Source organism: uncultured Ralstonia sp., from assembly GCA_913056305.1.
Taxonomy (GTDB): domain Bacteria; phylum Pseudomonadota; class Gammaproteobacteria; order Burkholderiales; family Burkholderiaceae; genus Ralstonia.
Map to the genome: position 1 here is coordinate 1 of CAJXMR010000076.1, position 18,909 is coordinate 18,909.

The following is an 18,909-nucleotide window of genomic DNA, read 5'->3' on the forward strand; positions in this document are numbered from 1 at the left end:
TCCAGCCGGCCAACCGGCACGTGGCGGATTTCATCGGCATCATGAACCGGCTCGATGGTGCGCGGCAGGACGGGGCGTTCGTCTGCGCCGGTGGCCGTGTGGCCGTGGCGGCTGGTGAGGGTGATGCCGTGTTCTTCCGCCCGGAAGACGCTGTGCTGGCCGATCCGGCCCAGGCCGCGCTCAAGGGCACGGTCGAATCGGCGGTCTTTCTCGGCTTCCGCACCCGCGTGCGCGTGGCGGGCGTCTCGGCCACGCCGCTCTTCATCGATGTGCCCGGTCGCCAGCACTTCGCGCCGGGCCATGCGGTTGGCTTCGACATTCCGGCTGACCGCCTCCTGACCTTGCAAGCCTGATGCATTTCCTGCAAATCACCGACCTCCATATCAAGCGGCCCGGGCGCCTGGCTTACCGGCGCGTGGATTCCGCCGCCTACCTGGCACGCTGCGTGGCGCATATCCTCGCGCAACCCGATCGGCCCGAGGCCATCGTGCTGACCGGCGATCTGGTCGATGCCGGCGCGCCGGAGGAATACGCGCACCTGCGCACCGTGCTGGCACCGCTAGATGCCGCGGGCATTCGCATGCTGCCGGTGCTCGGCAACCATGACGGGCGTGACGCCGCGCGCGAGGCCTTTGCCGACTGGCTCGCCCCGATTCCCGCTGCCGCGCAAGACCCGCACGCCTTCCAGTACTGGACCGACATCGGCGACGTGCGCCTGATCGTGCTCGATACGCTCGACACCGGCCACCCCGGCGGGCGCCTGGGCGTGGCGCGCCTGGACTGGCTGGAGGATGCACTGGCGGCGGAAACCGGGCGGCCGGTCGTCATCGCCATGCACCACCCGCCGTTTGCCACCGGCATCGGCCATATGGATGTGCAGTCGCTGGCGGAAGACGACATTCCGCCCCTCGCGCAGATCGTGCGTGCCGCCGGCAACGTCGAGCGGATCATCTGCGGCCATCTGCATCGTTCCATCGACGTGCGCTTTGCGGGCACGGTCGCATCGACGTGCCCGTCGCCCGCGCACCAGGTGGCGCTGGACCTCGATCCGGACGGCGAGCCGGGCTTCGTGATGGAGCCGCCCGCCTACAAGGTGCACGCCTGGGTGCCGGGCCAGGGCCTGGTGAGTCATCTTGCCCATGTGGGCGCGTTCGATGGCCCGCACCCGTTCTTCGAGCCGGATGGCCGTTTGATCGACTAAAGCGCTTCAACGGCTGCACCCACCGTCATACGATCGACCAGCGCGTCGATGCCGTCTTCCGCAGCGGCAATCGAGGCCTTCAGGCGTTCATCCGCAAATTCGTCGTACTCGATGGCGACCGATGCCATGTCGGTGATGCCGATATAGCCGAACGCTGTGGCGACGCCGCCTTCGACGTGGTTCAGGTGCGCGATGCGCTGGCCGCAGCCGTAGCCGAAATCCCCGCGCGAGCTGAGGATGACCAAGCGCTTGCCCATGCCGGCCAGCAGCGGCCAGTAGGGCTCGCCGGCGCGGCTGCGGTCGAAGCCGAAGGTGCGGCCCACGCGCACGATGTTGTCGATGTAGGCCTTGAACTGCGCCGGCATGCCGAAGTTGTACATTGGCACGCCGGCCACGATGACGTCGGCGGCGAGCAGCTCGTCGATCAGCGCATCGCTTTGGGCCAGGGCTTCGTGCATCCACGGTTCGCGCTGCGCCGGCGGCGTGAAGGCGGCGTGCACCCAGCGGCCGTCGACGGGCGAGGGCGGGGCGGCGCCGACATCGCGGTAGACGACCTGCGCAGCGGGCTCACGTTCGAGCCAGCGCTCCACGAAGCGCGCCGAGAGTCGACGCGTGTGCGAGCCATGGCGGGCCGTGTCGGAGCGCCCCGGGCGGGCGCTGGCATCCAGGTGCAGCAGGCGGGTGGCAACCATGTCGAATCCGTTGTGAGTGAAGGTGTGGCCACTCTACGAACCGCGCGGCACCGCGACAAACGACATGTTTTGCGCACCATGGATGACATGGATTCATCCATGCCGCCGATGGGGGCAAGGCGCGCGTGACACAATCCGCGCATGCGAAAACTCCCGTCCCTGAGCGCGCTGCGGGCCTTCGAGGCCACTGCGCGCCACCTCAGCATGCGTCGTGCGGCGGACGAGCTGTCCGTCACGCCCACGGCCATCAGCCACCAGATCCGCCGCCTGGAAGATGCGCTGGGGGTGACGCTGTTCGAGCGGCAGGTGCGCGCGTTGCGCCTGTCGGCGGCTGGCGAGCGGTTGTACCCGGTGCTCAATACGGGATTCAACGCGTTTGCGCAGGTGATCGATGCCATCCGGGCGCCGGACCCGACACCGCAACGCCAGCGCGTCACGCTCACGGCGCCGATCGGGCTGGCGGCCCGCTGGCTGGTGCCCCGGCTGGGGGACTTCGCCACGCAGCATCCGCACATCGATCTGCGCATTCATGCGTCGGACACCGTAGTCGATCTTCACAGCGGCAGCGCCGATCTGGCCGTGCGTTACGGCGAGTTGCCCGCCAGCGGCACCGGCCTTGTGGCTCAGCGGTTGTTTGCGGACGCCTACGCACCGGTCTGCCATCCGGGTCTGAACCTCCATACGCCCGCAGACCTCGCACGCGCCACGCTGATCCATTCCGACTGGCAACGCACGCTGCCGCAGCCGATCGGCTGGCCACAGTGGGCGCGCGCCGCTGGGCTGGACCACCCGTTGATGACGGAGGCCGGCGTGGTGCTCTCCGACGACGGGCATGCGGTCAGCGCAGCGCTGGCCGGCCAGGGCGTCATCCTGGCGAACCTGCCACTGGTGCGCGATGCGTTGGAGGCCGGCACGCTGGTTCAGCCGTTCGATGGGCCGATTCTGAGCCGGTACGCGTTCTGGGCGCTGGTGCCGGAGCGGCGGATGGGGGAAGCGGGCGTGCTGGCGGTGTGGAACTGGCTGCGTCAGTGCCAGCAGGCGGAGGCGACGCAGCCGTCAGAACCCGCTGTTCAGGCTGCCGGCGATTCAGCCGCGCGCAGGATGGCGTAGAGCTGGTCCTTCAGGTGCAGCTTCTCGCGCTTCAAGCCTTCGATGACGGTATTGGCCGCAGGCGTGATGCCGGCTTCCATGTTCTTGATTTCCTGGTCCAGCTCGTTGTGGCGGTGGAACAGCTTGGCGAAGTGGGCGTCTTCGGTCTTGAGCTGCGAGATGCGGTCGCGGTATTCGGGAAACATCGATGACTCCTTGAAGGGCGGGGATGCGGCACATGCCGTCAATTCATTATCCCGCTGAGGTTTCGCGCCTTTTTTGATTAGCGTTACGCCGACGTCAAGAAGTGCTACCGGGTGCGCGCTCAGTCCGCCGCTTCCGGTTCGGTATCGAGCCAGGTGCGCAGGCTGACCTGCTCGCCGCCGCCCGATTGCGCTGCCGGGGCGAGGCAGCGCTCGCGCGGTTCGTGATCGTGGATGGTGGCGCGCACCAGCGGGTAGATCTGCGTCTCCCAGCGGCGGCCGTTGAACACGCCATAGTGGCCGACGCCGGTCTGCACGTGATGGGTCTTCATGTAGGGACGCAGGCCCGCGCACAGCTCTTGCGCTGCCACGGTCTGGCCGACCGAGCAGATGTCATCCTTCTCCCCCTCGATGGTCAGCAGCGCCGTGTGCCGGATCGCGCGCGGCTCGACCAGCCGGTCGCCGACCTTCAGCTTGCCCAGCGGCAGCGCGTAGTCCTGGAACACGGTCTGCACGGTCTCCAGATAGAACTCGGCGGTCAGGTCGCTGGTGGCGAAATATTCCTCGTAGAACACGCGGATGGCCTCGGCCTTGGCCGCTTCGCCCTTGGCGCGCTCGTGGTGCATGTCGGAGAACGAGGCGGCGTGACGGTCCAGGTTCATCGACATGAACGCGCACAGCTGGACGAACCCCGGATACACGCGCCGTTGCGCGCCCGGAAAACCGGCCGGCACCACGCTGATCAGGTTCTGCTCGAACCATTCGATCGGGCGGCTGTTGGCCAGGTCGTTGACCTTGGTCGGGTTGACGCGGCAATCGATGGGGCCGGCCATCAGCGTCATGGTGGCGGGCTGGGCCGGGTCGTGATCCGCGGCCATCAATGCCACGGCAGCGAGCGACGCGACGGTGGGCTGGCAGATCGCCACCAGGTGCGCGTCGGGGCCGATGCAGCGCAGGAAGGCGATCACGTGCTCGACGTATTCGGCAAAGCCGAAGCGGCCTGCCGAGAGCGGAATGTCGCGCGGGTTGTGCCAGTCGGTAACGTATACGTCGTGATCGGCCAGCATGGTGCGTACGGTGCCGCGCAGGAGCGTGGCGAAGTGTCCGGACATCGGCGCCACAAGCAGTACGCGCGGCTGCGGCACCGGCACGTCCTTGCGGAAATGGAGCAGGGCGCCGAAGGGCGTGTCCATCGCCACCGCTTCGGTCACCGCCACGGTTTCGTCGCCGCATTGCACGTCGGGAATGTCGAACGGCGGCCGGTGGTGCGACAGGCCGGCCAGCTGGATCAGTTCGCAGCATGCATCGACGTAGCGCCCCTGCGGGTTCTCGGCGATGGCGGGGCACGCCGCGATCGCTGCGCGCGTCATGGATGCAGCGCCTCGCCACGGTCGCATCAGCTCCGTCATCGCCTGGTAGGCGGGGTAGGCGAACAGATTCATAGACGTCGGTGGCACGGGGCCGGCAGCTGCGCTCTTCCCATCAAGGCAAGTCATATGCCAGACGCGGACGCACTGGCATGGTGTTTGCGAATCGACCATCATGAAAACGTCGTCGCACAGCCTTGTACATGGCAGTGTAGGCGGCAGGGCCGATGCCAGTGCGATACAGCAAACCTGGTTCCATGGGCGGGCAGAAGGCTGCGCTGGAACCGCGTCATGCCGGGCAACGGTGCGCGCGACGCGTTTCGGTGCATGACGCCCGAATTGGTGCGTGCCGAACGCCCACCGGCACCACCAGCACATGCCCAGGCATGCAACGGAGACCAGCATGGTCAAGACCTCCACCACTCTGACGATCAGCAGCCGCAACTACTCGTCGTGGTCGTTTCGCGGATGGCTGCTGGTGAAACTGGCCGGCCTCGAGTTCGAGACCGTGGCCGTGTCGGTCGATGATGCGGCCGCGCGCGCAGAACTGCTGTTGCTCTCGCCGTCCATCCTCGTGCCTTGCCTGCGGCACGAGGGCATCAAGGTGTGGGACACGCTGGCGATTGCCGAATATCTGAACGAAACCTGCCCGCAGGCGCACCTGCTGCCCGCCGACCATGCTGCCCGCGCGCACTGCCGCGCGGTTTGCGGCGAAATGCATTCCGGCTTCAGTGCACTGCGCTCGGCCCTGCCAATGAACCTGCGCGCGCACTTCCCGGATTTTCGCGTGTGGGCGCGCGCGCAGGATGACATCGAGCGCATCGTCGCCATCTGGCGCGAATGCTTGCTGCAATACGGCGGGCCGTGGCTGTTCGGGGAGTCCATCACCATGGTCGATGCCATGTACGCGCCGGTGGTCACGCGTTTTCTCACGTATGACGTCAAGCTCGACCCAGACATCGCCGCCTACTGCGCGACCGTGCTCAAACATCCGTTCGTGATGGAGTGGATGGAGGCGGCGCAGGCAGAGACCGAGGAGATCGACGAGCTGGATGTGGAGTTCTGAGCGCTGCACACCTGAAAGGAGGGCAGGGCTACGCCCGACTTGTTTTCGCTCGTGGAGCGTCTAGTGTTGAACTAGGCGCCAGCGGGTAACGCTGCGCGCACCCATACCGAAAAGAAGAGGGGGCTGCAGTCATGACCACGGTCGGCAGCTTTCAGATCGACTACACGCAATACCTGGACGCCGAGGGCTCGCCCGTCCAGCCATTGCCAGCGTTTGCCCAGAACACCGACACCCTGCTCGCGCTCTACCGCGCCATGGTGCTCACGCGCGCCTTCGACACCAAGGCCATCGCACTGCAGCGCACCGGCAAGCTCGGCACCTTTGCCTCGTCCGTCGGGCAGGAGGCCGTCGGCGTGGGCGTGGCCAGCGCCATGCGTGCGGAAGACATGTTCTTCCCGTCCTACCGCGACCACGCGGCGCAATTGCTGCGCGGCGTCAGCATGGCGGAGAGCTTGCTGTACTGGGGCGGCGACGAACGCGGCAGCCACTTTGCTGCAGTGCCGAGCGACTTCCCGAATTGCGTGCCGATCGGCACACAGGTCTGCCATGCGGCGGGCGCGGCCTACGCGTTCCAGTTGCGCGGAGAGCCGCGTGTGGCGGTGGCGATCTTCGGCGACGGCGGCACCTCCAAGGGCGATTTCTACGAAGGGATGAATCTCGCTGGCGCGTGGAAAGCGCCGCTGGTGCTGGTCATCAACAACAACCAATGGGCGATCTCGGTGCCGCGCAGCCGCCAGACCGCGGCGCAGACGCTGGCGCAGAAGGCGATTGCTGCCGGCATCACCGGCCGGCAGGTCGACGGCAACGACGTCATCGCCGTGCGCCAGGCCACGCAAGAGGCGCTCGACAAGGCGAGGGCAGGCGAGGGCCCGACGCTGATCGAAGCGCTCACCTACCGCCTGGGCGACCACACCACGGCCGACGACGCCACGCGCTATCGCGACTCCGACATCGTCAAGCAGGCCTGGAACGCCGAGCCAATCCTGCGCCTGCGCAAGTACCTGACCAGCCTGAACGTTTGGGACAAGGCGCAGGAAGAGCAGCTCGGCCGCGCGTGCTACGCGCAGGTGGAAGAGGCCGTGGCGACGTATCTCGCGGTTGAGCACCCCGGGACGACGGCGATGTTCGATCACTTATATGCAACGCTGCCGCGCGCACTGGAGGCCCAATTGGCGATGGCGCTTGCCTTTGCTCCGGAAAAGGGAAAGAAAGACGGAGACAACCATGGCTGACGTCAATCTGGTGGAAGCCGTCAACCTGGCGCTGGCGTTTGAACTGGAGCACGACCCGTCGGTGGTCCTGCTGGGCGAGGACATCGGTGTGAACGGGGGCGTGTTTCGCGCCACGGTCGGCCTGCAGGCGCGCTTTGGCGCGCAGCGGGTGATCGACTCCCCGCTGGCGGAAGCGGCGCTGGCTGGCACGGCCATCGGCATGGCGGCCGTCGGGCTCAAGCCGGTGGTCGAGATTCAGTTCAGCGGCTTCATCTACCCGGCCATCGACCACGTGCTCAACCACGCGGCGCGGCTGCGGCATCGCACGCGCGGGCGGCTATCGTGCCCGATGGTGATCCGCTCACCGTGCGGCGGCGGCATCCACGCGCCGGAACACCATTCGGAAAGCCCGGAAGCGCTGTTCACGCATATCCCGGGGTTGCGCGTCGTGGTGCCCTCGTCGCCGGCGCGTGCGTATGGCTTGCTGCTCGCGGCCATCCGCGATCCCGATCCCGTGATTTTCTTCGAGCCGACGCGCCTGTACCGCGTGTTTCGCCAGCCGGTGGACGACACCGGCGAGGCGCTGCCGCTCGACACCTGCTTCACGCTGCGCGACGGCACCGACGTGACGCTGGTGAGCTGGGGCGGGGCGCTGCAGGAAGTGCAGGCCGCCGCGGATCAACTCGCGCAGGAAGGCGTACTGGCCGAAGTGATTGACGTGGCGACGCTCAAGCCGCTGGACATGGAGACCATCCTCGCCTCGGTGGCCAAGACCGGGCGCTGCGTGATCGTGCACGAGGCGGCGCGCACCTCGGGCTTTGGCGCGGAGATTGCCGCCAACATCGCCGAGCACGGGCTGTACTCGCTGCTCGCCCCCGTGCAACGCGTGACGGGCTACGACGTGGTGATGCCGTTGCCCAGGCTCGAACACCAATACCTGCCCAGCGTCGAGCGCATCGTCGCCGCGGTCAGGAAGACACTGGAGGCCGGCTGAGATCATGATCGTCTTCAAATTGCCGGATCTGGGGGAAGGGCTGCAAGAGGCGGAGATCGTGCAGTGGCACGTGCAGGCCGGCGACACCATCCAGGCGGATCAGCCGCTGGTGTCGGTCGAGACCGCCAAGGCGATCGTGGAGATTCCGTCGCCGCAGTCGGGGCGCATCGTGAAGCTGTTTGGTCAGCCGGGCGATCTGGTGCACCTGGGGGCGCCGCTGGTCGCGTTTGAAGGCGGCGGTGATGACGCGGATGCTGGCACGGTGGTCGGCCAGATGCCCGCTGGGCAGCATGTGGTGCGGGAGGCGCCGGCAGCGCTGGGCACAGGCGCAGGCGCCGCCGCGATCAAGGCCACGCCTGCCGTGCGGGCGCTGGCGCGCAAGCTCGATGTCGATCTGTCGATGGTGACGCCGTCCGGGCCGGATGGCGTGGTCACGACGGCGGACGTCGAGCGCGTCGCCAAGGTATTTTCCGAACTCGGGCCGCCCGAGGTCTTGCGCGGCGTGCGGCGCGCCATGGCGCTGAACATGGCGCGTGCGCAAAGCGAGGTCGCGGCGGCTACCGTCATTGATGATGCGGACATCCAGGCATGGGCGCCCGGCACCGATGTGACCATCCGCCTGATCCGCGCGCTGGTGGCCGGCTGCCGCGCCGAGCCCGGGTTGAACGCCTGGTTTGATGGCCACGCCGGGCGGCGTCACGTGCTGGAAAAGATCGACCTGGGCATCGCCGTGGACTTGCAGGACGGCTTGTTCGTGCCGGTGCTGCGCAACGTGGCACACCGCGATGCGGCGGACCTGCGCGCCGGTCTCGACCGCATGCGCGCCGACATCAAGGCCCGCAAGATCCCGCCGGAGGAAATGCGCGGCAATACGATCACGCTATCGAACTTCGGCATGATCGCCGGCAAGTACGCCGCGCCGATCGTCGTGCCGCCCACGGTGGCGATCCTGGGCGCGGGCCGAATCCATGAGCAGGTGGTGGCCGCCGATGGCAAACCGGCGGTGCATCGCGTGCTGCCGTTGAGCCTGACGTTTGACCACCGGGTGGTGACTGGCGGTGAAGCGGCTCGGTTTCTGGCGGCGGTGATTGGGGATTTGGAAGCGGCTGGGTAGCGTGGGCGCTTGCGTGACACGTCTTCTGAGCGATCCCGGTCAGAAGGTCAATAAACACGACCGCCGACTTGAATCAATTCGAATTTGCATTCAGCGGGGGAGGGCCGGCGCCTGATGTCTATGATGACGTCCCGGAACGGAGCTGGGAAATCAACCTGGTATCCCTCGCTTGTTGACGTGATGCGTGAGATGCGGAAGTGAAAGCTGTTTTCTTTCCAGTAACCAGGTATTCCGCCGGTTGCAAGTTTTTTTGTCTGCTCGAGCAGACACGTTGAGCTGGCGTAGTTGAAAATATCTAAAATAGTTTCGTCATCAACAGGTGAAGTTGTTGATCCAACAATTTTCGACAATAAAAACCATCCATTATTCGATTTGGTGACGTTACCCGATACAAGTGGGCCATAGCAACGCCACCCCAAGGTGCGAGCATTTTGGGCCTCGCAATCGTATTCTCTTGTTCTGAGGATCTGAGAGTCTTGGCTGCTGATAACCCGCTCAAATCTGGCACGCCGCGGCGTCAGATTCTCGCAAAGATCATAATCGCAGCCGGACAACCGCTCATTGAGTTGGTAGCCTTCATCGGACTCATCCTTCAAGGCGGATCGGAATTCCCTTTTGGCGGCCGCCAGATCGTTGGCGGATAGGGCTCCCGCATTGACGTTCCCATTCAACAAAAGCAGTACCGACAGCGCAGCGAGCGTGTTTTTCATCTGAATGCCTAGGAGACAGAATTTCCGTCCGTCAGCAATGAAGCTGGTTCATTCGATCTGCGGTGCGCCGCATCTCGCTTCGCCAGTACTCCGATTGCTGGGCCGACGCGGGTTGCCGCTGGATGCTGCTTCGCTGATTTCGTAACCGGCTGCACTCGCTGTTCGTCGCGATCGTCTGTTGCTGCAGAGCAAACCGTTCGTCTGACTGGTCGCGATCTCGCTGGGCCATGCGTTGGTCGTACTGACGCGCGAGCTGCTGATCCTGGCTATCCGCCGCTGAGATCGTGCGCGGCGGGGCCGGCTCGGCGCGCTTGATGCTGCTCTCCAGTGATGCGCCGCAGGCCAGATCGGTGTAGACCGTTTTCCCGTCAATCTTGCATCGATTGATGCTCTGCGCCGTTGCCGCAGGGATGGCGATACTGAGCAGGAGCGGTAGGAGTTTGTGCATGTCCGCATCTCGGGATTGTTTGTGGCGTGACAGTAACATGCTTCCGTCGTCGCTTTTTCGGATCAAGGACATCGAGCTGGCGGCGGCTTGATGGCTCAGGACCGGCGAGGCTGTGGCTTGTGGGCTAACCCTGATTTGGCATCTTATTTCCGTATAATTTGCATTATGTTAAATATTATAAATGCCAGGCCAAAGGCCTCGGCATGCATCGCTTACGCCTTCTTCAAAAACTCCGGCTTGAGCAGATAGCTCACCCCATCGATCTTGCAATCGATCGGATGGTCGCCCGAGACCAGGCGGATGTTCTTGACCTTGGTGCCAGCCTTGAGCGTGCCCGAGCTGCCCTTGAGCTTCAGGTCCTTGATCAAGGTGGCTGAATCGCCGGTGCTCAGCGGGTTGCCGTTGGCGTCTTTGATGACGGCTTCGGCTTCCACCTCTTCTTCGGGCGCCGACGTGCTCCATTCATGCGCGCAATCCGGGCAGATATAGAGCTCGCCATCCTGGTAGGTATTTTCTGAAGCGCATTGCGGGCAGGCGGGGATCGTGGACATGGCGGGTCGCATCTAGGGCGGCAAATGGGGGCCGTACTATAGCAGCCGCGGTGCCTGGAATGGGTTGACGGCTGTCACGCCGGCGACGGCAGCATTTCCATGAAGTTGCACAGCGCCGCACTCTGCGCCTGCGCCCGCCACAGCAGGTGGACCTCCACCGTCAGCGGCAGCCAATCGATGCGCTTGAACACCACGCCGGGCGGGTTCAAGCGCTGAATGCTCGACTGCATCACGGCCACGCCCAATCCGGCGCTGACCAGCCCGAGGATGATCGAAATCTGCGGCGCCTCAAACTGGATATCGGGCTGGAAGCTGCATGCCGCGCATGCTTCCAGCAGCCGCATGCGCCCCGCCGGGAAAAGCGCCTTGGGAAACGCGATCCATGGCAGGCCGTCCAGGTCTCGCGGCGTCACGGCGGGCTGCGCCGCCAGCGGATGGTCTTCGGCGACCACCAGCACAAAGGGCTCGCGCGTCAGCACGCGGCTGGCCAGGGTGTCGTCGGCTGATTTCGGCGGGTTGTAGACAAAGCCCACGTCGATCGCGGAACGCTCCAGCGCCTCCGCCTGTTCGCTCGAGCGCATCACCGACAGCTTCAGGTTCACGCGCGGATACGCCGCCCGAAACTGGCGCAGGGCGACCGGCAGTCGCCCGCTGTGGATCACGCCCTCGCAGTAGCCGATGCCGAGGGTGCACGCTTCTCCCCTGCCCGCCTGGCGCGCCTGCTCTTCCACCCGCTCGGCCTGGGCGAGCAGGTTGCGGGCGTGCTCGAGGAAGTCGCGGCCGGACGTGGTCAGGCGCACGCGCTGCTTGACGCGCTCGAACAGCTGCAGCCCGAGGTGATCCTCCAGCTGGCGGATCTGGCGCGACAGCGGCGATTGGGAGATGTGCAACCGCTCCGCGGCGCGGCCAACGTTTTCCGTTTCCGCCACGGCGACGAAGTACCGGAGTTGCTGCAGCTCCATATCAAGTCCTTTTTCGCATCAAGTCTGCCAAATTAAGTCTTGGACAGCATTATATGTCCACCCATAGAGTGGGTGCATCGCCATATCGCACCGCTTGCGAAAGGACTTGAAATGGACACTGTCACCGACCAGGCAAACCGGCCAAACCGGCCAAACCTGACCATTCCCCAGGGCATCTTGCTGACCACGCTCGTCTTGTTGAGCGCCTCCGGCCTGCTCGCCTCCGACATCAACCTGCCGGGCATGCCGCTCGCCGCCCGCGCGCTGGATACGCCCATCACCGCCTTGCAGCAGACCTTCAGCGTGTACGTGATCGGGCTGGCGGTGGCGCAGGCGCTGTACGGTGCGCTGTCTGACACCTATGGACGCCGGCGGCTGGTGATCGGCGGCATGACGGTCTACGCGCTGGCCTCGATCGGCTGTGCGCTGGCGCCCAACGTGGCGCTGTTCGGGCTGGCGCGCGTGTTCCAGGCGTTGGGCGCCGGGGCCGGCATGGTGATCGGCCGCGCCATCATCGGGGACATTTTCGACGCCAAGCGGGCCGCGCGCATCTTCACGACCATCATGCCGATCGTCGGCGCGTCGCCCGCGCTGGCGCCGCTGGTGGGCGGCTATCTGACCGACTGCGTGTCGTGGCGCGCGCCCTTCCTGCTGACGGCCGTGCTCGGCGTCGCGGCCGTGGTGCTGATGCTGGTCTACATTCCGGAGACCCTTCCCCAGGCCCGCCGGCAGCGCAGCGCGTCCGCGACCTTCCGCAACTACCCGATGCTGCTGGGCCAGCCGCGGTTCTGGACGTACGCCCTTAACCTCTGCGTCGCCTATGCCGCGTATCTTGGCTACCTCGCGGCCTCGCCGGTGATCCTCGATCACATGGGGCTGGGGCCGAAGGCGGCCAGCACGTGCTACATCAGCCTGTCAGTCACGTATATCTGCAGCAACCTGGTGTCGCGGCATTTTGCGGGGCGCTACGCGCTGGACCGGCTGCTCGGCGTCGGCTATGCATTCTTCGCGCTCGGCGCGGTGTGCCTGGTGGGTGTGGCGCTGGCTGGCGTGAACACGCCGTGGCCGGTGATCTTTGCCGCCTCCATCATCACGCTGGCCAACGGCTTCCTGGTGCCGCTATCGTTTGCGGGCGGGGTGACGAGCTTTCCGGCTACGGCGGGTGCGGCCTCGGGTCTGATGGGGGCGCTGCACCTCGCGGCTGGGGCAGCGGCGATCGCTACCGTGGCGGCGCTACCCAGCACGGTTTCCGCGCTGGCGGCGTTCGTGGCGTGCGTGGCCGCCTTCGGCTGCGTGGCGTTTCCGCTGAGCCTGCGCCTGGCGCGCCAGGCCGAGGCGGTGGGTGCGGCGGCCTGCCCTTCGCACTGATCGCGCCTTGACCGTCGCGCCGTTCGGTATGATCCTGCCTTCAATTAATCTGAACGCAGGAAGGACACCATGGGCGAAGCCAAACGACGCGGCACGCAGGCCGAACGCATTTCCCAAGCGCATTCACGGTTGGACGCGCTGCGTCCGGAAAAGCTGGTCTGCGGCGCCTGTCAGACCGCCTTTACCGAATTCGAAGGGATGGAGCCACGCGACATGCCGGGCATCCACGCCATCTTTGGCGGCGAATGCCCGAACTGCGGCGAGAGCGTGATCTCCTTCAACGGCGAGCCCGAGGCCGTGGCCGCCGCCATGCTGGCGTATCAAGACGCCATGGAGAACGCCAAGCTCGGCGCCCAGACGCAAGAGGGCAAGCACGTGCCGTACGTGGACGAGGAAGACAAGCCCACCCAGCACTGACCCGGCGATGGACAACAACAAGAACGCGCCGGCGCGCCGCTACCGCCACTACAAGGGCGGCGAGTACGAATGGCTGTGCGAGGCCACGTACGAACCCGATCCCACCGTCAAGATGACGGTCTACCGTGCCGCCAACGGCACCATCTGGACGCGCCCGTCGACGATGTTCCACGAGTTGGTGGACGTCGACGGCCGCCAGGTCCCGCGCTTCGCCCCGCTCGACTGAATGCCGTCCGGCACCGGAGCATCGCTGCGCGCCGGGCTGCGCGGGCGCTACACGCGCTGGCGCACCCTGACCGGCGCCTGGGCCGCGCGGCACGGCCGGTTGGCCGCCGGGCTGCACCAGTTTGTCGTGTTCGGCATCAAGCAGGCGTGGGCGTGCCTGTTTGGTGGGCTGATGGTCGCGCTGATCCTCGCGTCGCACGCGTGGTATCCGGCCGATGCGCCCATCGCCCGCTATGACGCGCTGACGATCGCCGCCGTGCTGATCCAGATCGCCCTGCTGTGGCTGAAGCTGGAGACGTGGGACGAGGCCAAGGTGATCCTCATGTTCCACGTGGCCGGCACGGGCATGGAGGTGTTCAAGACGGCGGTGGGCTCGTGGATCTACCCGGAGGCCTCGGTGCTGCGCATTGGCGGCGTGCCGCTGTTCACGGGCTTCATGTATGCGTCGGTCGGCAGCTATATCGCGCGGGCGTGGCGGGAGTTCGACCTGCGCTTCTCGCACCATCCGCCGCTGGCAGTGACGGCGGCGCTGTCGGTCGGTATCTACGTCAACTTCTTCCTGCACCACTATTGGTGGGATTTGCGCTACGTGCTGATGCTGGGCGTGGCGATCGCGTTCCGCCGCTGCTGGGTGCACTACCGCATCGATCGCGTGCACCGGCGTATGCCCTTCCTGCTCGGCTTCACGCTGATCGCGCTGTTCATCTGGCTGGCGGAAAACATCGGCACGTTCACGCGCACCTGGCTCTATCCGAACCAGATGCAGGGGTGGGAACTGGTGTCGATCAGCAAGCTGGGCGCGTGGTTCCTGCTGACCATCATGAGCTACGTGATGGTGACGCTGGTCAACCCGCCGCGGCCCGTTGGCGACGCTTGAACCAGCTGTGCTCGCCGGGTGCCCAGACCCGGTGCTCGAACGTCAGGCGCACGCGGCGCGAGTACTGCAGATAGACGCCGCACGTCGCCAGCATCAACAGCGCAACGCCCATGCCGTCGACCAGCGTCTGGCGCGCGCCCGGAATCTCGCCCATCAGCAGCATCAGCCCGATCAGCGGCGGCAGCACCGCCATATGCACCAGCATGGCCGGGCGGAATGCGCTGTCGTGCGTGGTGGCCAGCACCAGCACGGTGGTGGTCGAGATCAGGTAGACCAGCAGCGTGAGGTTGATCGCCCCGCTGCCGGGTGTATCCGCGTTGAAGAGGTCCGAGCCGGCGAGCTCCAGCGCATCGACCGACAAGCCCTGCCAGAACACCCACGTCGGCCCCGCCACGGCAATGGCCAGTACCCAAGGCAGCCAGCCGGCGATGCCGAACAGGGGCTGGTGTTCCGCCTCGAAGGGGTCGATGTCGACCCAGCGATGCATCAGCATGATGACCCCCTACATTCCGCGCCCGTTCTGTTCTGGTAACGGGTTGCTCCGGCAGGCACCGGACAGCACCTGCCTCTCCTACCCTCTAGCTTAGGTCGCCGCGCATGGCGCGCAATGCGGGAGGAACCCTGAGCGCACAAGCCGCTTGTGCCGGGTCAACTAGCGGCGGAAGAAACGCGGCCGGTCAGGGTCGTACAGCGGGTCTGGCGAGATCTGCGTCAGGCGCAGCACGCCGGCGGGGTCGAAATAGAAATGCATCAGCGACGGCCAGACGTCGTCCGCCTTGAAACGGTACGACCATACCAGTCGGTCCATGCGGGGGAAGTATGCGGTCTCGACCGGCTTGCCAAAATGGCGCAGCACGTCATCGCGGGTCCAGATATCGACCTTGGCCTGGGCAAATTCGAGGCTGCGCAGCACCTGCTTGAAGGCGATCAGCTTGCCGCTGGTATCGAAATCGGCAGCGTAGGTGAACTGGCCGTACGGTTGCGTCGGATACAGCCAGCGCGTGCCACCGTCGACGCCGTCCAGCGGATAGGTCTCGCGCGGCGGGCCGAACTGGGCTTGCACGGTAGCCTTGTCGCCGCCGATCAACCGCTGGCCCTTGGTTACTGGCGATTCCAGTGCCGCGCATCCCGCCATCATGGCGGCCACCAGGGCGACCGCCAGCCAACGCATTGCACGCATGACAGCCATTTCCGTCCAACGCATCGATATGGAAGCTGGACAGTGTAGCGCCGCGCTGCCTCTTATTGCGCGAGCAATGGTGCGATGTCCAGGTGCGATGCTGCGGCGTGCGCGTCCGCTCGAGGCAGGCGCGGGATCGTACCGAGGTGCGGCGCCTTGATCCAGCGGCGCAGGGTGGCGACGTTGTCGTCCAGTCCCGCCATCTGCGGGTCGACCACGTTGCCGACCCAGCCGGCCAGGTGCAGCCCGCGCGCCGCGATGGCCTCAGCCGTCAGGGCCGCGTGGTTCAGGCAGCCCAGTCGCAGGCCGACCACCAGCACCACCGGCAGGCCCAGCGCCACGGCCATGTCTGCCGTATCGAAGTCCTCCGAAAGCGGTACACGGAACCCACCCACGCCTTCCACCACCACCGCATCCGCGCGCGTCCGGGCTGCAACGAGTGCATCGAAGATCGGCGGCAGCGCGATCGTCACCCCTTCACGCGCGGCGGCCAGGTGCGGCGACATGGGCGCGTCCAGCAGCCACGGGCAGATCGTCTCCAGCGGTAGGTCGACGGTCGCGGCGGCGCGTAACTGCTCGATGTCCTCATTGGTGCGCTCGGGCGCTCCGGCGAAGTTGCCAACCAACGTGCCGGCGGCGATCGGCTTGAGACCGGCGGCGCGGTAGCCTGCGGCGGCCAGCTTGGTCAGCAAAGCGGCGCTGACCAGGGTCTTGCCGATCTCAGTGTCGGTGCCGGTGACGAAGCAGTCAAAGCGCGGGGGCACGTTAGGCAGCCTTGGCGGGCGTGTGCTGCGATTGGCCGGCGGCTTCCAGCGCCTGCGCCAGCCGCTCGATGTCGGCATCGGTATGCGCGGCGGACAGCGTGATGCGCAGTCGGGCCGTACCCGCCGGCACCGTCGGCGGGCGGATCGCGGCGATACGGATGCCTTCGCTTTCGAGGGCGGCGGCCAACGCCAGCGCCGGGGCGTTTTCGCCGATCACGATCGGCTGGATGGCGGTGGGCGACGGCATCCACTGCCAGCCAAAGCGGGCGGCCAGGCGCTGCGCGTGCGCGCTCCACGTGGCGATATGGCGGTGCAGGCGCGCACGGCGTTCAGCGCCCTCCTCGCCTGCAATCAGGTCCAACGCGGCCTCCACACCGCAGGCGATGGCCGGCGGCGTGGCCGTCGTGAAGATGTAGGTGCGCGCGCGCTGGATCAGCCAGTCGATCACCATGCGGTGCGCCACGATGGCCGCTCCAGAGCCGCCCGCCGCCTTGCCGAACGTGCCCACGTAGATGAGCCGCTCCGAACGCAGCCCGAAGTGCGACAGCACGCCCGCGCCGTCCGCGCCGAGCACACCCAGGCCGTGCGCATCGTCGACGATCAGCCAGGCGTCGTAGCGCTCGGCCAGCGCCAGCAGTGCAGGCAGCGGCGCGATGTCGCCGTCCATGCTGAACACGCCGTCGGTCACGATCAGCTTGTTGCGGCTCGTGCTGGCGGCCAGTTGGGCTTCCAGCGCGGCCAGGTCGACGTGCGGGTAGACCTTGACCGGTGCCCGCGACAGCCGCGCGCCGTCGATGAGCGACGCGTGGTTCAGCGTGTCGGAGAAGATCGTGCAATCTTCCGCCGGGCGGATGCCGCCAGCCTGTGCCATGGCGCTCACCACGGCCAGGTTGGCCATGTAGCCGGTGCAGAAGAACAGCGCATCGGCCTCGGGGATGTGCGGCGCTTGCAGCGCAGCCAGGCGTGCTTCCAGCCGGGCATGGGTGATCGAATGGCCGCTGACCAGGTGCGATGCGCCGCTGCCGAAGCCGTATTGGCGGGCGCCGTCGGCCACGGCTTGTGCCAGGGCGGGATGCGCTGCCAGGCCCAGGTAGTCGTTGCCGCAGAAGCCGAGAATGTCGCGCAATTCGTTGGACGGCCCGCCCGGCACGTCGATGCGCTGGCTGCGGTCGGTCGGGCTGTAGGCGGTCCGGCGCACGCGGCGCAGGTGTGCCGCGTCGATGGCGTCCAGGCCCGCGCGCAGGTCGTCAAGCAATCGCATAGTTCTCTCCTTCGTGCCCATCGTGTGTGTGCGTGGCTTGGGCGAGCGTGTCTTCGAGCGTCTGCAGCGTGCGCTCGACCAGGGTGTCGGTTTCTTCGTCGGTCAGCACGTAGGGCGGCAGCAGGTAGACGGTGTTGCCGATCGGGCGCAGCAGCAGCCCGTGCGTGCGTGCCGTCAGCGCAAAGCGTTCGGCAAAGCGCGCGCCGGCCACCTCCGGGTGGACGTCGAACGCGGTGATCATGCCGGTCTGCCGCAGGTGGGCGAAGCGCGCATCGTGCGACAGCGGCGCCAGCCCCTGGGCGATGCGCGCGGCGGTCACGCGGTTGCGCGCGAAGACGTCTTCCTCGGCAAACAGGTCCAGCGTTGCGAGCGCCGCGCGGCAGGCCAGCGGATTGCCCGTGTACGAGTGCGAATGCAGGAAGCTGCGTACCGGCGCATCGTCATTGAAGGCGTCGTAGATGGCGTCGCGCGAGAGCACGATCGACAGTGGCAGATACCCGCCGCTGATGCCCTTGGACAGGCACAGCAGATCCGGCCAGACGCCGGCCTGCTCGCAGGCGAAGAAGGTGCCGGTGCGTCCGCACCCCACGGCAATCTCGTCGGCAATCCAATGCACACCGAACTCGTCGCACAGTGCGCGCACGCCGCGCAGGTAGCTCACGTCGTGCATGGCCATGCCGGCGGCGCACTGCACCAGCGGCTCGATGATGACGGCGGCGATGGTGCCGGCGTTGGCCGTCAGGCAATCGCGCAGGGCGGCCAGGGCGCGTTCGGCCACGTCGGCGGCGGTTTCGCCGGGGGCGGCCAGGCGCGCATCGGGCGACGGCACGCGGTGCGATTGCAGGATCAGCGGGTCATACGCATCGCGGAAGATCGCCACGTCGGTCACGCCCAGCGCGCCAAGGGTTTCACCGTGGTAGCCATGTTCCAGGCAGACGAAGCGGCTGCGCGCGCCCTGCCCCGCGTTACGGTGGGCGTGGAAGCTCATCTTGAGCGCGATCTCCACCGCCGAGGCGCCGTCCGAGCCGAAGAAGCTGTGACCAAGCACGCCACCCGTCAGGTCGATCAGGCGTTCGGCCAGCTCCACCGCCGGGCGGTGCGTGGCGCCGGCCAGCATGACGTGCTCGAGCGAATCGAGCTGGGTCTTGAGCGCGGCGTTGATATGCGGATTGGCGTGGCCGAACAGATTGACCCACCACGAGCTGGTGC

The 18,909-nt window shown here is 66.5% G+C and carries 23 protein-coding genes; 11 read left to right on the plus strand and 12 right to left on the minus strand.

Annotated features, from left to right (window positions below):
* Positions 1-353, plus strand: a 353-nt coding sequence (locus QZ609_RS13620) for a TOBE domain-containing protein (protein ID WP_295495549.1), incomplete at its 5' end; no start/stop codon positions are given.
* Positions 353-1,201, plus strand: coding sequence for a phosphodiesterase (locus tag QZ609_RS13625; protein ID WP_295495550.1), 849 nt, complete (start codon positions 353-355; stop codon positions 1,199-1,201). The genes QZ609_RS13620 and QZ609_RS13625, both read left to right, overlap by 1 nt.
* Here QZ609_RS13625 and QZ609_RS13630 read toward each other — a convergent pair.
* Positions 1,198-1,893, minus strand: a complete 696-nt coding sequence (locus QZ609_RS13630; RefSeq protein ID WP_295495553.1) for an NAD(P)H-dependent oxidoreductase — start codon at positions 1,891-1,893, stop codon at positions 1,198-1,200. The genes QZ609_RS13625 and QZ609_RS13630 overlap by 4 nt on opposite strands.
* Before the next feature lie 141 nt (positions 1,894-2,034).
* Between QZ609_RS13630 and QZ609_RS13635 the strand changes: the two genes are divergently transcribed.
* Positions 2,035-3,003: a LysR substrate-binding domain-containing protein gene (locus QZ609_RS13635; protein ID WP_295495555.1), complete on the plus strand. Its 969-nt coding sequence runs from the start codon at positions 2,035-2,037 to the stop codon at positions 3,001-3,003.
* Here QZ609_RS13635 and QZ609_RS13640 read toward each other — a convergent pair.
* Positions 2,964-3,188 (minus strand): YdcH family protein, encoded by a 225-nt coding sequence (locus QZ609_RS13640; protein ID WP_295495558.1) that lies wholly within the window; start codon positions 3,186-3,188, stop codon positions 2,964-2,966. The genes QZ609_RS13635 and QZ609_RS13640 overlap by 40 nt on opposite strands.
* Before the next feature lie 119 nt (positions 3,189-3,307).
* Positions 3,308-4,627 carry a polyhydroxyalkanoate depolymerase gene (gene phaZ / locus QZ609_RS13645; protein ID WP_295495560.1) on the minus strand — a complete coding sequence of 440 codons (1,320 nt, stop codon included), beginning with the start codon at positions 4,625-4,627 and terminating at the stop codon, positions 3,308-3,310.
* A 328-nt stretch (positions 4,628-4,955) separates the two neighbouring features.
* On the opposite strand from phaZ, the gene QZ609_RS13650 reads away from it, so the two are divergent.
* From QZ609_RS13650 to QZ609_RS13665, 4 genes are all read left to right on the plus strand, one after another.
* Positions 4,956-5,618, plus strand: coding sequence for a glutathione S-transferase (locus QZ609_RS13650; RefSeq protein ID WP_295495562.1), 663 nt, complete (start codon positions 4,956-4,958; stop codon positions 5,616-5,618).
* Between the two features lie 131 nt (positions 5,619-5,749).
* A complete protein-coding gene (gene pdhA / locus QZ609_RS13655; RefSeq protein ID WP_295495564.1) occupies positions 5,750-6,850 on the plus strand; it encodes a pyruvate dehydrogenase (acetyl-transferring) E1 component subunit alpha in 1,101 nt (366 codons plus the stop codon).
* Positions 6,843-7,823, plus strand: a complete 981-nt coding sequence (locus tag QZ609_RS13660) for an alpha-ketoacid dehydrogenase subunit beta (protein ID WP_295495566.1) — start codon at positions 6,843-6,845, stop codon at positions 7,821-7,823. Before pdhA ends, QZ609_RS13660 begins: the two co-directional genes overlap by 8 nt.
* 4 nt (positions 7,824-7,827) lie before the next feature.
* Positions 7,828-8,937, plus strand: coding sequence for a dihydrolipoamide acetyltransferase family protein (locus tag QZ609_RS13665; RefSeq protein ID WP_295495569.1), 1,110 nt, complete (start codon positions 7,828-7,830; stop codon positions 8,935-8,937).
* Between the two features lie 47 nt (positions 8,938-8,984).
* On the opposite strand, the gene QZ609_RS13670 is transcribed toward QZ609_RS13665, so the two are convergent.
* From QZ609_RS13670 to QZ609_RS13685, 4 genes are all read right to left on the minus strand, one after another.
* Positions 8,985-9,647 (minus strand): hypothetical protein, encoded by a 663-nt coding sequence (locus QZ609_RS13670; protein ID WP_295495572.1) that lies wholly within the window; start codon positions 9,645-9,647, stop codon positions 8,985-8,987.
* A gap of 31 nt (positions 9,648-9,678) precedes the next feature.
* Positions 9,679-10,095: a hypothetical protein gene (locus tag QZ609_RS13675; RefSeq protein ID WP_295495573.1), complete on the minus strand. Its 417-nt coding sequence runs from the start codon at positions 10,093-10,095 to the stop codon at positions 9,679-9,681.
* Positions 10,096-10,307: 212 nt separating this feature from the next.
* Positions 10,308-10,646, minus strand: coding sequence for a zinc ribbon domain-containing protein YjdM (locus tag QZ609_RS13680; RefSeq protein ID WP_295495576.1), 339 nt, complete (start codon positions 10,644-10,646; stop codon positions 10,308-10,310).
* Between the two features lie 74 nt (positions 10,647-10,720).
* Positions 10,721-11,608, minus strand: coding sequence for a LysR family transcriptional regulator (locus QZ609_RS13685; protein ID WP_295495579.1), 888 nt, complete (start codon positions 11,606-11,608; stop codon positions 10,721-10,723).
* 111 nt (positions 11,609-11,719) lie between these two features.
* Between QZ609_RS13685 and QZ609_RS13690 the strand changes: the two genes are divergently transcribed.
* The 4 genes from QZ609_RS13690 (at position 11,720) to QZ609_RS13705 (ending at position 14,495) form a co-directional block, all read left to right on the plus strand.
* On the plus strand, positions 11,720-12,976 hold the full coding sequence (locus tag QZ609_RS13690) for a multidrug effflux MFS transporter (RefSeq protein ID WP_295495581.1): 1,257 nt from the start codon (positions 11,720-11,722) through the stop codon (positions 12,974-12,976).
* A 69-nt stretch (positions 12,977-13,045) separates the two neighbouring features.
* Entirely contained in the window at positions 13,046-13,393 is a 348-nt protein-coding gene (locus QZ609_RS13695) for a hypothetical protein (RefSeq protein WP_295495584.1), read from the plus strand.
* A 7-nt stretch (positions 13,394-13,400) separates the two neighbouring features.
* Entirely contained in the window at positions 13,401-13,619 is a 219-nt protein-coding gene (locus QZ609_RS13700; RefSeq protein ID WP_295495586.1) for a DUF1653 domain-containing protein, read from the plus strand.
* Positions 13,620-14,495 (plus strand): DUF817 domain-containing protein, encoded by an 876-nt coding sequence (locus QZ609_RS13705; RefSeq protein ID WP_295495588.1) that lies wholly within the window; start codon positions 13,620-13,622, stop codon positions 14,493-14,495.
* On the opposite strand, the gene QZ609_RS13710 is transcribed toward QZ609_RS13705, so the two are convergent.
* From QZ609_RS13710 to bioA, 5 genes are all read right to left on the minus strand, one after another.
* Positions 14,464-14,988, minus strand: a complete 525-nt coding sequence (locus QZ609_RS13710; protein ID WP_295495591.1) for a hypothetical protein — start codon at positions 14,986-14,988, stop codon at positions 14,464-14,466. The two genes, QZ609_RS13705 and QZ609_RS13710, sit on opposite strands and share 32 nt — an antisense overlap.
* A gap of 159 nt (positions 14,989-15,147) precedes the next feature.
* Positions 15,148-15,675 (minus strand): hypothetical protein, encoded by a 528-nt coding sequence (locus QZ609_RS13715; protein WP_295495594.1) that lies wholly within the window; start codon positions 15,673-15,675, stop codon positions 15,148-15,150.
* Between the two features lie 62 nt (positions 15,676-15,737).
* On the minus strand, positions 15,738-16,439 hold the full coding sequence (gene bioD / locus QZ609_RS13720) for a dethiobiotin synthase (RefSeq protein WP_295495597.1): 702 nt from the start codon (positions 16,437-16,439) through the stop codon (positions 15,738-15,740).
* A 1-nt stretch (position 16,440) separates the two neighbouring features.
* Entirely contained in the window at positions 16,441-17,700 is a 1,260-nt protein-coding gene (gene bioF / locus QZ609_RS13725; protein WP_295495600.1) for an 8-amino-7-oxononanoate synthase, read from the minus strand.
* Positions 17,687-18,909: adenosylmethionine--8-amino-7-oxononanoate transaminase (bioA, locus tag QZ609_RS13730; protein WP_295495603.1), on the minus strand; the 1,223-nt coding region annotated here is incomplete at its 5' end. The genes bioF and bioA, both read right to left, overlap by 14 nt.